Origin of the sequence: Streptomyces sp. TG1A-8, assembly GCF_030499535.1 — a bacterium.
Lineage (GTDB): Bacteria > Actinomycetota > Actinomycetes > Streptomycetales > Streptomycetaceae > Streptomyces.
Window position 1 is genome coordinate 52,618 of sequence record NZ_JASTLB010000001.1, and the last position, 12,821, is coordinate 65,438.

Annotated in this window: 14 protein-coding genes and 2 pseudogenes; 11 read left to right on the plus strand and 5 right to left on the minus strand. The window is 67.5% G+C overall.

What is annotated here, in order from left to right:
• Window positions 1–26: 26 nt before the first annotated feature.
• On the plus strand, window positions 27–422 hold the full coding sequence (locus tag QQY24_RS00265) for a Fur family transcriptional regulator (RefSeq protein ID WP_301970614.1): 396 nt from the start codon (window positions 27–29) through the stop codon (window positions 420–422).
• Between the two features lie 92 nt (window positions 423–514).
• Here QQY24_RS00265 and QQY24_RS00270 read toward each other — a convergent pair.
• Window positions 515–631: pseudogene (locus tag QQY24_RS00270) on the minus strand (HoxN/HupN/NixA family nickel/cobalt transporter); the annotation flags it as partial.
• A gap of 209 nt (window positions 632–840) precedes the next feature.
• Here QQY24_RS00270 and QQY24_RS00275 point away from each other — a divergent pair.
• From QQY24_RS00275 to QQY24_RS00290, 4 genes are all read left to right on the plus strand, one after another.
• On the plus strand, window positions 841–1,314 hold the full coding sequence (locus tag QQY24_RS00275; RefSeq protein WP_301970613.1) for a hypothetical protein: 474 nt from the start codon (window positions 841–843) through the stop codon (window positions 1,312–1,314).
• Between the two features lie 66 nt (window positions 1,315–1,380).
• A protein-coding gene (locus QQY24_RS00280; protein WP_301976091.1) for an IS5 family transposase occupies window positions 1,381–2,186 on the plus strand; the annotation gives its coding sequence in 2 pieces (ribosomal slippage) (window positions 1,381–1,726 and window positions 1,726–2,186; 807 coding nt in all).
• Between the two features lie 62 nt (window positions 2,187–2,248).
• The gene (locus tag QQY24_RS00285) at window positions 2,249–3,505 is read left to right on the plus strand and encodes an IS701 family transposase (RefSeq protein ID WP_301970644.1); all 1,257 of its coding nucleotides are present in this window, start codon (window positions 2,249–2,251) and stop codon (window positions 3,503–3,505) included.
• Window positions 3,506–3,825: 320 nt separating this feature from the next.
• The gene (locus QQY24_RS00290; RefSeq protein WP_301970645.1) at window positions 3,826–4,062 is read left to right on the plus strand and encodes a hypothetical protein; all 237 of its coding nucleotides are present in this window, start codon (window positions 3,826–3,828) and stop codon (window positions 4,060–4,062) included.
• A 268-nt stretch (window positions 4,063–4,330) separates the two neighbouring features.
• On the opposite strand, the gene QQY24_RS00295 is transcribed toward QQY24_RS00290, so the two are convergent.
• On the minus strand, window positions 4,331–5,038 hold the full coding sequence (locus QQY24_RS00295) for an IS6 family transposase (RefSeq protein ID WP_301970646.1): 708 nt from the start codon (window positions 5,036–5,038) through the stop codon (window positions 4,331–4,333).
• Between the two features lie 139 nt (window positions 5,039–5,177).
• Here QQY24_RS00295 and QQY24_RS00300 point away from each other — a divergent pair, with 139 nt between their 5' ends.
• The 5 genes from QQY24_RS00300 to QQY24_RS00320 all read left to right on the plus strand — a co-directional run bounded on the left by QQY24_RS00300 (window position 5,178) and on the right by QQY24_RS00320 (window position 9,952).
• On the plus strand, window positions 5,178–5,402 hold the full coding sequence (locus QQY24_RS00300; protein ID WP_301970647.1) for a hypothetical protein: 225 nt from the start codon (window positions 5,178–5,180) through the stop codon (window positions 5,400–5,402).
• Between the two features lie 208 nt (window positions 5,403–5,610).
• A complete protein-coding gene (locus QQY24_RS00305) occupies window positions 5,611–7,104 on the plus strand; it encodes an IMP dehydrogenase (protein ID WP_301970648.1) in 1,494 nt (497 codons plus the stop codon).
• A gap of 47 nt (window positions 7,105–7,151) precedes the next feature.
• Window positions 7,152–8,404, plus strand: a protein-coding gene (locus QQY24_RS00310) for an IS3 family transposase (protein ID WP_301970649.1) whose coding sequence is annotated in 2 segments (ribosomal slippage) — window positions 7,152–7,434 and window positions 7,434–8,404 — 1,254 coding nt in all. Because the reading frame shifts where the segments join, the coding sequence is not laid out codon by codon here.
• 218 nt (window positions 8,405–8,622) lie between these two features.
• Window positions 8,623–9,555, plus strand: coding sequence for a hypothetical protein (locus QQY24_RS00315; RefSeq protein ID WP_301970650.1), 933 nt, complete (start codon window positions 8,623–8,625; stop codon window positions 9,553–9,555).
• Entirely contained in the window at window positions 9,545–9,952 is a 408-nt protein-coding gene (locus tag QQY24_RS00320) for a hypothetical protein (protein WP_301970651.1), read from the plus strand. The genes QQY24_RS00315 and QQY24_RS00320 overlap by 11 nt, the downstream gene beginning before the upstream one ends.
• Window positions 9,953–10,541: 589 nt before the next feature.
• Here QQY24_RS00320 and QQY24_RS00325 read toward each other — a convergent pair.
• Together QQY24_RS00325 and QQY24_RS00330 are read right to left on the minus strand one after the other, a co-directional pair.
• Window positions 10,542–10,928 carry a PPOX class F420-dependent oxidoreductase gene (locus QQY24_RS00325; RefSeq protein ID WP_301970652.1) on the minus strand — a complete coding sequence of 129 codons (387 nt, stop codon included), beginning with the start codon at window positions 10,926–10,928 and terminating at the stop codon, window positions 10,542–10,544.
• A gap of 8 nt (window positions 10,929–10,936) precedes the next feature.
• Window positions 10,937–11,944: an alpha/beta hydrolase gene (locus QQY24_RS00330; RefSeq protein ID WP_301970653.1), complete on the minus strand. Its 1,008-nt coding sequence runs from the start codon at window positions 11,942–11,944 to the stop codon at window positions 10,937–10,939.
• 15 nt (window positions 11,945–11,959) lie between these two features.
• Here QQY24_RS00330 and QQY24_RS00335 point away from each other — a divergent pair, with 15 nt between their 5' ends.
• Complete coding sequence (locus QQY24_RS00335) at window positions 11,960–12,376, plus strand: MarR family winged helix-turn-helix transcriptional regulator (protein WP_301970654.1); 417 nt, start codon at window positions 11,960–11,962, stop codon at window positions 12,374–12,376.
• Between the two features lie 110 nt (window positions 12,377–12,486).
• On the opposite strand, the pseudogene QQY24_RS00340 reads toward QQY24_RS00335, so the two are convergent.
• Window positions 12,487–12,727, minus strand: a pseudogene (locus QQY24_RS00340) (IS5/IS1182 family transposase); the annotation flags it as partial.
• Window positions 12,728–12,821 lie beyond the last annotated feature (94 nt).

Sequence of the window (12,821 nt, forward strand, 5' to 3'; positions counted from 1 at the left end):
ACGCAGCGACAGGGTCGGATGCCCACGTGCGGCTGAAGCGGCGCGGGTTGCGCTGCACTGCGGGCCGAGTCCGTTTACTGACCCTGCTGTCCGCTTCCGAACGCCATCTCTCCCCGGCCGAAGCCTGCGAGGAACTGGCTCGGTCCGGGCATGCCGTGAACACCACCACCGTCTATCGCGCGTTGGACGCACTGACAGCCGTGGGCCTCATCCACGCGGTGCACGGTCCGGGCCCGGCGCGCTACGGCATCACCGGAGAACCGCACCACCACACCGTGTGCCGAGAGTGCGGCAGCGTCGCAGGCCTGTCGAGTCGGCATTTGACCGAGGCGGTGGGCAGGATCCAGGAGCTGAGGGGTCTGCGGCCCAACCCTGATGGGGTGCTTCTCATCTACGGGCGGTGCACTCACTGCAGCACCTGACAGGCAGGGAGCGTGGCGGTTCCTTTACCGCGGGCGGCGCCACAAGCCGCCCTGCTCGGCAGCCTGCTCCGCCGGCACCCAATGGACCAGCCCGCAGTCCGCTTCTCCTCGCCCCTGCGGGACTTCCACACCAGCAGGGCGACGGCTTGGGCAGCGAAGAACAGGCCGACGACGCCGCTGGTGTTCAGAGCTAGGCCGGCCACCCAGTCCTGGACACCCGACCGATGGAAGTGGATGGGGGGTGCTGTCCATGGGACGGACGCTGTCAGGCAGAACAGCACCCCACATCCGGTCTGGGATGGCGGCACGGATCGCTGCCCGCACCTGTGACTCCTCCAGCCTTGTGCGCTGGGTGCACGCCCACGGAGCTTTATTGCACACTACTCGCAACAAAAAATTCATGGCTATAAGGAGGGGCGTGGACTCTCTCCTGGTTCTGGGCATCGAGCGGCGCTGCGGCGAGACCGGTGCGGGACGTGATCCGGACGGGCGATTGCCCAATCACGCGGTGGCGTCGAGCCACGAGGCAGACCTCCGGTTAACCCGGGTTGGCGCAGTGACGATGACGGAGGCGGTGGCCGATGTGCTGACGTGGAAGGCTGTCGCGGGCTGCGTGGGGCACGGGGTGGACACGCGGGTCGCGGTGGACAGGACCGCCGCCGGCTCGCGGTCGCCGTGGCTGGCCGGGGAGCAGTGCGCGGCGGCCCGGTCCCCGCTTCGCATACCCGTCCTGTGGCTGCGCCGGTCCAAGGACGCGTTAACCGCTGCCGTCGCCGATCTCCCCGAACGGGCCGGATCTGAACCGGCACCGCAGGACGTGCCAACCCCGCCAGCTCCCCTGGAGAACGCCGCCCTGCACTCGGCAGCGCGTGGGCTGGCAGGTGCCGCCTGATGACTAAGAGGGTGTCTCACGTGGTGTGAGGTTGATGCGGCATGATGCCGTGCCATGGGTGTTGGTTTGTCGCAGCGGTTGGTTCCTGACGAACTCTGGTCGCTCGTGGCACCGTTGCTGCCTTCGTTCGCTTCCCGTCCGCAAGGCGGAGGCACGGCCCCGGTGGATGAGCGAGCGGTGTTCACGGCCGTGGTGTACGTGCTGACCAGCGGCTGCGTCTGGCGGCATCTGCCGGAGACGTTCGGCGTCTCACCGGCCACCGCCCACCGCCGGTTCTCCGCATGGACCAAGGACGGGCTGTGGCGGCGGCTGCACCAGGCCGTCCTGGACGAACTCGGCGCCCGCGGCGAGGTGGACTGGACCTCGGTGATCGTGGACGCCGCCTCCGTCCGGGCGAAAAAGGGGGATCGCTGACCGGGCGCAATCCGGTCGACCGGGGCAAGAAGGGCAGCAAGCTCCACGTCCTGTCCGACGCCCAGGGCCTCCCTCTCGCCCTTGGCGTCTCGGGGGCGAACGTCCATGACAGCCAGGCACTCCTGCCGCTGGTGCTGGGCATCCCCGCCGTCCGTTCCCGGCGCGGCCCTCGCAGACGCAGCCCCGGCAGGCTTCGCGCGGACAAGGCGTACCACTCCGCCGAGAGGCTGAGGTGGCTGCGTGAACGGGGCATCGTCCCGCGCATCGCCCGACCCGGCATCGAGTCCGGCGAGCGTCTCGGCCGGCACCGCTGGAAGATCGAACGGACGATCTCCTGGCTCTTCGGCTACCGCCGCCTGACCGTCCGCTACGAGCGCAAAGGCAGCCACTTCCTGGCCTTCCTCGGGCTCGCAGCGGTCCTGACCTGCTACAAGAAACTCGCAAAGATCGCCACGTGAGACAAGCTCTAATACTCCAGCAGCGGTTCGTGTCCTGAGCTGGTGGTTGTCGTTGTCCTGGTATGGAGGGGATGAGTGAAGCCGCTTGCTGGGCCGGCGAGTTGGAGTTGGTGTTCGCTCGGGTGGCGGGCAGGTTCACTCGGGCGGATCTGCGGTGGCGGATGCGGGACTACGTCCGTGGTCTGCTGGGGCGGGCGACACGCAAGAACGGCTGGCAGCTTGCGGAATGGGCAGGTCACCGCACTCCGGACGGCTTTCAGCGGCTGCTGAACAGCAGTGTCTGGGACGCGGACGCCCTGCGTGACGACGTCCGTGCCTACGTCGCCGAACGGCTCGGACCGGGCGGTGTGCTGATCATCGACGACACGGGATTCATCAAGAAGGGCACCACCTCAGCCGGGGTCAGTCGGCAGTACACCGGCACCTCAGGAAAAATCGACAACTGTCAGATCGGCGTGTTCGCCGCCTACGCCACCAGCTCAGGCCGGGCCTTGGTGGACCGGGAGCTCTACCTGCCCAAAGCCTGGACGTCCGACCGTGACCGCTGCCGGGCGGCCAAGATCCCCGACGGGCGAGGCTTTGCGACCAAGGGGGAACTGGCCCGGGACATCGTCCGCCGCTGCCTGGCCGCCGGCCTGCCGGCGTCGTGGGTGACCGCGGATGAGGCCTACGGGCAGGACTGGCACTTCCGCCGCCTGCTCGAGCAGACGGGCGTCGGCTACGTGGTGGCGGTGCCCAAGTCCCAGCAGATCAAGTCCCTGGCCGGCATCTGGCGCATCGACCATCTCATCGATGAAGCACCCGATGATGCCTGGCAGCGGCTGTCCTGCGGCGATGGGGCGAAGGGCCCGCGGATCTACGACTGGGCCGGGGCCAAGTTGCCCGCCAACATCATCTTCGATCCGGATCCGCCGACCCATCACCGGTGGGTGATGGCCCGCCGCAGCCTGTCCGACCCCGAAGATGTGGCCTACTACCTGGCCTACGCACCCGTGGGTGTCGAGATCGCCGAGCTGGTCCGCATCGCCGGCTCCCGCTGGGCGATCGAGGAGTGCTTCCAGGCCGCGAAGAACGAGTGCGGCCTGGACGAGTACGAAGTCCGCCGCTATGTCGGCTGGTATCGGCACATCACCCTGGCCATGCTCGCCCACGCCGTCTTGGCCGCACTCGCAGCACAAGCCCAGGCCGGCGGGGAGGCAAAGGGGGCTGCAGAAACGGATCAGCCACCGTCCCGCTCACCGTGGCAGAGATCCGGCGGCTCCTGGACACTCTCCTGCCCCACCCACGAGCCGACCGCGATCCCATCACCCACGCACTGAACTGGTCCGCCTGGAGAAGACACCGCCAGGCCATCGCCCGCCGCTGCCACTACCGAAAACGCACCTCAGGCCACGAACCGCTGCTGGAGTACTAAGCTTGCAGAGATAATTGGAGACCCGAAAGCGGCAGTGCAGCGGTACACAAATAGAACTGGGGATAATATCATCGAGTATCATCTTCCCTGGGGTGGAGTGCAGTTCAGGCAACCTGGAGGGGCTGGAGAATGGCTCCTGCATTCCTTTAGGAGCTAAGGACTCCCGATATACGCGGCGCCCCATGACTGGGGCGCCGCGTATAGTTTACTGAAAAGGAATTAAGGATGGCATCCTATAATCGCGACGGCATGCTAATTGACGTTTCCGTGCTTAGTGATGGAAAGGTGGGAAGTGACGGCTGGGTGGTGGAATTTTGGGACCTTACGCCAGGGGGTATAGGTGAATTTATGCACATCCATGTGGATGCGCATGGCAACTGCACTACAGAACGTATGGTTGAATCGGTAAGTGAAAGTCTGACGCAGTGGGCCTTGTCCATCGCGAAATCTGAACTGGCGTGATACCTGAGTTCGCGTACAGCAGTATGATCACTCACTGTTTGCGTGATGCCGCTGCGCTGCCGCGACGGACCAGATGCGGGAATGGCCTGCGACGGCTGCGGGATCTGGCTGCGCAGGCGGAGCCGGGGGCGGGCATGGCGACGGAGGCGGTAGGCCTGGCTGCCTCCTACGCGCCGCTGACGAGCATCCAGTCCGGCACTGTCACGTTATTGAGTGGTTTTCTGACAGCGCGTGAGGCATGGGGCGGGGCCGGGTTTCGAAGCGGTGTTCAGGTCCCGGCGGCGCTGGTGGCCTGGTCCCAGATTGCAAAGCGGATGGTCGTCTCGGCTCGGTAGCCGGGAGCGGTCATCAGGTGGCGGTGGGGCCGGAAGTGCGGTGAGATGCCGCTGAAGGCAGCCAGGAACCGTTGGGCCCCACCGGTACTGCGGAAGCCTTTCATCGCGCGTTCACGCTGCCTTGTCGGCTGATGACTGTTCTCTGCCCGGTTGTTCAGGCCCTTGTGCGAGGGGTGTTCAACGGAGGGCATGACCTCGCGGTGGGCCGCGCTGCAGGAGCGCAGCTTGTCGGTGACGGCCACCCTGGGCACCGTATGGGTCTTCTTCAGCAGCCTGCGGAAGAAGCGCCGGGCCGCAGCGGTGTCCCGTCGGCTCTGTACGAGGGTGTCCAAGACGGTGCCGTCGGCGTCCACGGCCCGCCACAGGTACTTCCGCTCTGCGTTGATCTTCATGAAGACCTCATCCAGGTGCCATTTGTCCCCGGGGCGGGGCAGCCGGCGACGCAGGCCGTTGGCGTAGGTCTGCCCGAACTTGGCGCACCAGCGGCGGACCGTCTCATAGGAGACAAGCACGCCGCGCTCCAGCATCAGTTCCCCGACCCCGCGAAAGCTGAGCGGGAAGCGAAAGTACAGCCACACGCAGTGCGCGATCACCTCGACCGGGTACCGGTGCCCCTTGTACGACGGCGGCGCGCTGCCCACGGACGACCCCTCCCGGCATGACCAACCAGAAGATCATCCCACCCGGTCAGTCAACGTGACAGTGCCCTCGCGAGTCCACCCCGGCCCCCAGTGGCTCTTCCCGGGCATGGTCCCGGGCAAGCCGATTTCGACGCACGGCATGACCCAGAAGCTCAACCGGCACGGCATCGCAGTCCGCACCGCCCGCAACGCGGCGCTGGCCGCCCTTGCTGCTGATCTCCCCAGCCCGATCCTCGCCGACGTGACCGGGATGCACCGCCACACCGCACTCCGCTGGGTCGCCTACGCCCGACGCGACTGGGCCGAGTACCTCGCTGCCCGGGCCGAGGACCTGAAGGAACCGCCTGGTGGCGAGTGCCGATGAGGGGAACGATTCGTGCTGCGGCTGGCCAATCGATAAGGTGCCAGGTCATGACCGCACCCGTTCGATCCACGGGCCGGTCAGGGTTTTGCCGCAGTTTGTGGCACCTCCACGGCTGCCTTGCCGACCCCTGCCTGCCCCGGCCCTGGGACACGGGCGGGATCTTCACGGCGGGGCAGTCGGGCCCCGGCCGACGGGTCAGGAGGAACGAGTGGCACAGATCATCGCCGGGGTCTCACGGACGTTCAACGAGTTTCTGCTCTTGCCCAACCGGACCCGGACCGACTGCTCGCCCGCGACGGTCGAGCTGCGCACGCCCCTGGTGCGGCATATCGTGGGCGAGCCGTCGGCGATCGAGCTGCACTCCCCGTTCACGTCCGCGATCATGCAGGCTGTCAGCACACCGGAACTCGCGATCGCGCTCGCTCGCAACGGCGGTCTGAGCTTCCTGCACCACAACCAGTCGATCCAGGACCAGGTTGCAGCGGTCTGCCAAGTGAAGAACTTCAAGGCCGGATTCGTCACCAGCGATACAAACGTCCGGCCTGACGACAGCCTGGGTCTCCTGGTCGACATCATGCGCCGCACAGGTCACAGCACCGCCGCGGTCACCCACGACGGGACCGCCACCGGACGGCTGCTCGGTCTGGTGACCTCCCGCGACTTCCACCCGCAACGCCACGACCTGGCCGAACCGGTCAGCGGGCGGATGACCGCCATCGCCGACTTGCCCCATGCAGGGCCTGACACCACGCTTTCCGAGGCCAACGCCCGGCTGTGGGACGAACGGCTGGACTGCCTCCCCGTGCTGAACGGCGAGGGCAACCTGCAGTATCTGGTGTTCCGATCCGACTACACGGACAACAAGCGATTCCCGAACCAGGTCGTGGACGCCGCCAAGCGCCTGCGCGTGGGCGCGGGCGTCAACACCCATGACTACCAGGAGCGCATCCCGGCCCTGGTGGAGGCGGGCGCGGACGCGCTGTGCTTCGACTCGTCCGACGGCTACAGCGACTGGCAAGCACACGCCCTGACCTGGGTGAAGAAGCACTATCCCGAGATCCCGGTCGGCGGCGGCAACGTGGTCGACGGCGAGGCGTTCACCTTCCTCGCCGAGGCGGGGGCGGACTTCGTCAAGGTCGGTGTGGGCGGCGGTTCCATCTGCATCACTCGCGACCAGAAGGGCATCGGCCGCGGCCAGGCCAGCGCTGTGCTGGACGTCGCGACGGCCCGGGACGCGTTCCGCGAGCGCACCGGCGAGTATGTGCCGATCTGCTCCGACGGCGGCCTGGTCCACGACTACCACGTGGCCCTGGCGTTGGCGATGGGGGCCGACTTCGTCATGATGGGGCGATATTTCGCGCGCTTCGACCAAGCGGCCGGCGCGAAACTGCCTACCCGCGACGGCTTCGTGAAGGAGTACTGGGGTGAGGGCTCGAACCGGGCCCGTAACTGGCAGCGCTACGGTCAGGGCGGTCAGGGGCTGGTCTTCGAGGAAGGCGTGGACGGCTACGTCCCCTACGCAGGCGACCTCAACGAAGGGCTCGCCCTGACCGTCGCCAAGCTCAAGACCACGATGGTCTCCTGCGGTTCCGCCACCCTGCCGGAGTTCCAGTCCACGGCCCGGCTGACCCTCGTTTCAGACCAGAGCTTCCAGGAGAGCCACGCCAACGTCACCCTGCGAGACACCCCGACGACGGTCTGAACCGCCCCGGTTCGAATAGAGACTCGATTTCATGAAAGGATCGAGTCATGGCACGACCTTCCCGTTACCCGCTTGAGCTCCGCCGTCGTGCGGTGCGCATGGTCGCCGAGGTGCGCGACGACTACCCGAACGAGACGGCCGCCCTGCAGGCGGTCACCGACAAGCTCGGCATCGGCTCCCGCGAGACACTGCGGAACTGGCTGAAGCAGCAGGAGATCGACGCGGGGACACGGCCGGGGACGACGACGGAGGAATCGGTCCAGCTCAAGGCGCTGAAGAAGGAGATCGCCGAGCTGAAGCGGGCGAACGAGATCCTGAAGGCGGCGGCGAGTTTCTTCGCGGCCGAGCTCGACCGGCCACACCTGCGCTCGTAGCGTTCATCGACGAGCACCGGGACCGCTTCGGCGGGGTCGAGCCGATCTGCAGGACGCTCACCGAGCACGACTGCAAGATCGCCCCTTCCACCTACTACGCCTACAAGAAACGACTGGCCGCCCCGTCCGCTCGTACCGTGCGGGACACGGAACTCAAGGAGCTGATCCGGCAGGTCTACACCGACAACTACCGTGTCTACGGGGCACGGAAGATCTGGCGGGAACTGAACCGGCAGGGTCATGAGGTGGCCCGCTGCACCGTGGAGCGGCTGATGCGCGAGCTGGGCATCGCCGGCGCCGTCCGCGGCAAGAAGGTCATCACTACGGTCCCGGACCAGCAAGCCGGGCGGGCACCGGACCGGGTGGACCGCGACTTCGTCGCCACGGCACCGAACCGCTGCTGGGTCGCGGATTTCACGCACGTGGCGACCTGGGCCGGGGTGGTCTACGTCGCCTTCGTCGTGGACACCTTCTCCCGCCGTATCGTCGGCTGGTCCGCCGCGACGTCGAAGGAGACCCAGCTCGTCCTGGACGCTCTGGAGATGGCGCTGTGGCAGCGCGACCGCGATGAACGCCCCCACATTCGGGGCGAGTTGATACACCACAGCGATGCGGGCAGCCAATACACCAGTTTCAAGCTGGCCGAACACCTCGACGCGGCCGGCATCGCGGCCTCGATCGGCTCCGTCGGCGACGCCTACGACAACGCCCTGATGGAGAGCACGATCGGCCTGTTCAAAACCGAGTTGATCAAGCCACAGCGACCCTGGAAGACACTCTCCCAGGTCGAGCTGGCCACCGCCGAGTGGGTCGACTGGTACTGCCACCGACGCCTGCACGGTGAGATAGGCCACGTCCCACCCGTTGAGTACGAGACCAACTACTACACGGAACTCACGAAACCACAGGTCACACCCACAATCTGAGATCTCTACCGAACCCGGGGCGGTTCAGTCTCCTGACAAGCCGCCGAGGCCCATCAAGGACTACTGGTGGGAGGGGAATAGTGCACGGTCGGAATAACCCCCTTCCGCCAGTAGTCCTCAGTCTTGAACGCGGCTGCGTCGAGCGAGACCACGCCCACGGCCTGGTGACCCTGCGCGGCAGACACTGGAAAGGTGTCCGCGACGCTGCCGGCGACAAAATGCCCGAGGGTGAGATCCGGGCCGATCCGTGGGTCGTCACCGAGGCCGTCGCCACCGCCGTCGCCGTCCTGGAGCGGCTGCACACGAGTACCTGGCCGTTCCCGGCGACGTTGTTCACCGACGGCCGCGACGGCGCGACCGTCCTGCGCAGCCGCGTCGGCGGCTCCCGGTCGGAGACCCGGATCAACCACGACATCGCCGAATTCCTGGCCTGGGTCGAGGCCTACTGCACCGAACACGGCCGCAGCGACCGCATCCCGCCCGACCCGGTCCACCCGGTCATCTACTCCGCTCGCCTGCGCCGCACCCTGGCCTGGTTCATCGTCCGCCGGCCACGGGGCCTGGTTGCCGCCGCCATCCAATACGGACACCTCCGCGTCCAGATGACCCTCGGCTACGCCGGAAACTACGACTCGGGCTTCCCCGACGACCTCGCCTTCGAAGACTGGCTGGCCCGGCTGGACGCCCTCGCTGACGCACACCCGCGCCTCCGTGAAGGCGAACAGGTCAGCGGCCCAGCAGCCGAGACCTACCACCACCGCGTCCAGGCCGCCACCCGCTTCGCCGGCCGAGTCCTGCGCACCAAGCGGCACGCCACCACCATGCTCGCCAACCCCGACCTGCAGATCTTCCCCGGCAAGGGCATGACCTGCGTCCTGGACCCCAAGCGGGCAGCCTGCCGCCTGCGCAGCGAGGAAGACAGCACCCGCCGCACCCCAGACCTCGACGACTGCCGCCCGAACTGCGTCAACATCGCGCGGACCGACCGTGACATCGAACACGTCCTCGTCCAGATCGAGCAGCTACGACCGCTCGTCGACGACCCGCTGGCTCCCGCCTTCCGACACGCCCGCGAACAGCACGAACTCGACCGCCTGGAACGCATCGTCGCCGCCCACGACTCGACCGGAGAACTCCACGATGGCCACTGACCACGACGACGAACGCGACGCCATCACCGCAGCGATCCAACGGCTCCTCGCCGGCCGTCCAACCCGGTCCACCGGGGCGCTCACCACGCTGCAACTCGCCGCTGAGGCGGGTGTCAAGCGCTGGGTCCTCACGCACAAGCACGTTGACCTCAAAGAAGAATTCGTCCGCCGGAAGTCCGAAGCGAACGGCATCCCACCTGCGTTCCAGCCTCTACACGCCCGCGCCGTCGACGCCGAAGCCGCCGCTCAAGCCTTGCGGGAGGACAACGACCGGCTCCGCGAACGCGTCGCCGTCTATGCCCAGGTCATCCACGAACTGCGCACCGAGCTGGGCCGGCGCACCGACACCAGCACCCAGCGCAGCCCCGTCCGGAGCCTCCCCACCAGCAACACCTGACGAGCGAGGCAGTCACGGCCTACCTAAGGACTTCAAAGGGACTCGGTCCATCACCCGGCCGGGGCGGTCCCTCGCCCAGGAAGGCCACGATCAGGCGTACCTGGTCGTCCACCAACGACTCTCCGCCCAGCCTCACCCTGCGTTCCTGCCCATCGGGCCACTGCAGCCGGGCCTCCTGACCTGGTTGCATCGCGGCAGCGAGCCCTTCCGGCACACCCCGCAAAAGCCCGCCCCACTGCGGAACCTCGGCCGGTGTCAGCTCACCCAGCTCGGATCGAGCGGGATCTGCTCGTTCCCCACCAGCAGCACGGCAGACAGGGGTGACTTCCGCCCTCGTCTGCGGGGGCGTACGTGCGGGAGGCCTGCGCGTTGTCCCCCGGTGCGGGCCTTCTGCGGGTCGGTCCTTGCGGCCGTGAGGCAAGCGGAGGTGAGCCTCGTCGCGAACCGGCTGCGGGGACGAGGGCCGGGGCTGCAGCGGCTCCCCCTGCGGGAGGCGGCTCCGGCCCGCCGGAGGTTGACGGCGCCCGTGACCATGCCGGGCTAGGCGCGTTGAGCGACCAGTATGCACTCGCCGCGCTCCGCATGCGCGTCACGGCGTCGGCGTCACCCGGATGCCGAGCGTTCCGGCCTGACCTCGGCGCAGTCGGCTGCCGAGGAGGCTGAGGCGGCCGATGATGCCGTACTTGCGGGCGATGAGCTGCCGATAGCGGGCCGTGGTGGCGGCGTCGCAGATCTCGGCGGTGGCGGGAACCTGGTCGCCCGTCGAATTGCCGCGTAGATCGCAGGGGCCGACGAGGACGTCGGCGCGGGCCCGGATCCGCTTGACCTTCCAGGAGTCCGCGGCCGTCCAGACGCCGAGCGCGTCGCCGTCACGCACCACCCAGACGGGGGTGGCGACCGGGGTGCCGTTCCTGCGGTAGCTGGTGACCAGCAGATACTTGCCCGTACTGAGCCGGTCCAGTGAGGCGTCGTCCATGCCCGCAGTCACAGGTTGTTCGCGTAGAAGCTGGTGAGTCGTTCGGCGGCGGCGTCGACGTATGCGGGTTCGTCGTACATCTCGTAGTGGCCGGCGCCGTCGATCACCATGAGGTCGACGGGGTTGGGGGCCAGCTTCCACAGCTGCATGCCCATGTCGTAGGAGCCGGTGTTGCCGATGCGTCCGGCGAGGATGACCTGCAGGGGCTGGGTCATGAGCTGATCGGCCAGGTGGAAGGCGTCGTAGCCCAGCAGGAGGGAGTCGCCGCGCAGGAGGCGCCGGTTCGTGGAGTGTTCGTTGCCGCCGCGCTCGGTGCGGTAGTAGGTGATGGCCTGAGTGGTGTCGATGTCGGTCAGGCCCGCTGCCGCGGCGTCCTCGAGGGTGTCGGGCAGCCAGTTCACGCGGGTCATCTCGCCGGAGCGGGCCTCTTCGGTCCGTGCGTCCGCGAGGGCGTCGAGTGCTGCGGCCGGACCGTCGGGGGAGAAGCTGCGGAACGCGTTGCCGATGTTGACGGGGACGACCGTACCGACCGCCTTGATGCGGTGGTCCGTGCGGGCGGTGTGAACGGCGTAGCCGCCACCGGCGCAGATGCCGAGGACGCCGATGCGCTGCGGGTCGATGCCGGGGGTCGTGGTGAGCGCGTCGATGGCGTAGGAGATGTCCTCGCCTCGGCGGTAGGGGTCTTCGAGGTCGCGGGGCTCGCCCTCGCTCTGGCCCTGGTGGGCGGGGTCGAGGACAAGGGCGGCGATGCCGTGGGCGGCGAGACGGGAGGCGTAGTTGGCGCCGATCTGCTCCTTGACGCTGCTGCCGGGGGTGGAGAGCACCACGGCGGGCAGCGGTGCGCTGCTGTCCGCGTTGTCGGGCAGGTGGAGGTTCGCGGCGAGCTTGATGGGGCCGCGCGGGATCGTGAGGTGCTGGATCATGACTGGCTTCCTTCGCGAGATTGTTGTTCCATAGGAGCCCAGTACAAGACAGCATCTTGTACGATCTGGAACTAGTACGAAACTGTAGCACATGAAACGGAGGGCCGCATGTCGGTCGACGGGGCGCAGCTGTGGACGCTGAACCAGCGGCTGCTGGCAGTCGTGATGGATGCCTGCACGGAGGAGCTGGCCGAGCTCGGGTTGGAGACGAAGGAGTTCTTCGTCCTGGCCGAGGTGGAGGCATCGCCGTACCCGGCCGAGATCGCAACCGCGCTACTACTGCCCAAGGCGAGCGTGACGGTCTACGTCCGCAACCTCGTCACCAAGGGCTTCATCCGCCGCGAGATCGACGAGGCGGACCTGCGGCGTCACCGGCTCGTGCTGACCGACGAGGGCACGAAAGCACGCGATCGAGCACTTGCCACCCTCGCGGCGGAGTACGACCGCAGGTTGGCGAGGGTCACCCCCCAGGACCGCGTCGAGCTGCAACGCATCCTCAAAGCGATGCTCGACTCGCCCGCGTGAGCCGGTATGCGCGAGTGATCGTGGCAAGGAGAGGACACTGTCCTTGGAACCGGTCAGTCCCGGACCAGTTCGCGGGGTGCCGGCTGCCCGTTCCTGCGGGAGCTTCGGCGGGTGATGCGCCTGGTCATGATGGTGATCGCCGCCCAGGCGATCAGTGATTCCGAGTGCTGGATGAGCCGTTCGTAGTCGCGTGCGCGCCGGCGGGCGTGCATGATCCAGGCGAGGGAGCGTTCGACGACCCAGCGGCAGGACGACGAACCCACTGGCGTCCTTCGGCCGACTGACTGTCTGCAAGGTCAGGCCCAGCCGGGACTTCGACCAGGTCACGAGCTGTCCGGCGTAGGCGGAGTCGTCATCCCGCCGACCGCGACCGGGCAGCCCACGCGGCAGCAGCCGCGGGATCTTTCTGTACCCATCCGATTCACCCGGATCATCCAGAACATTC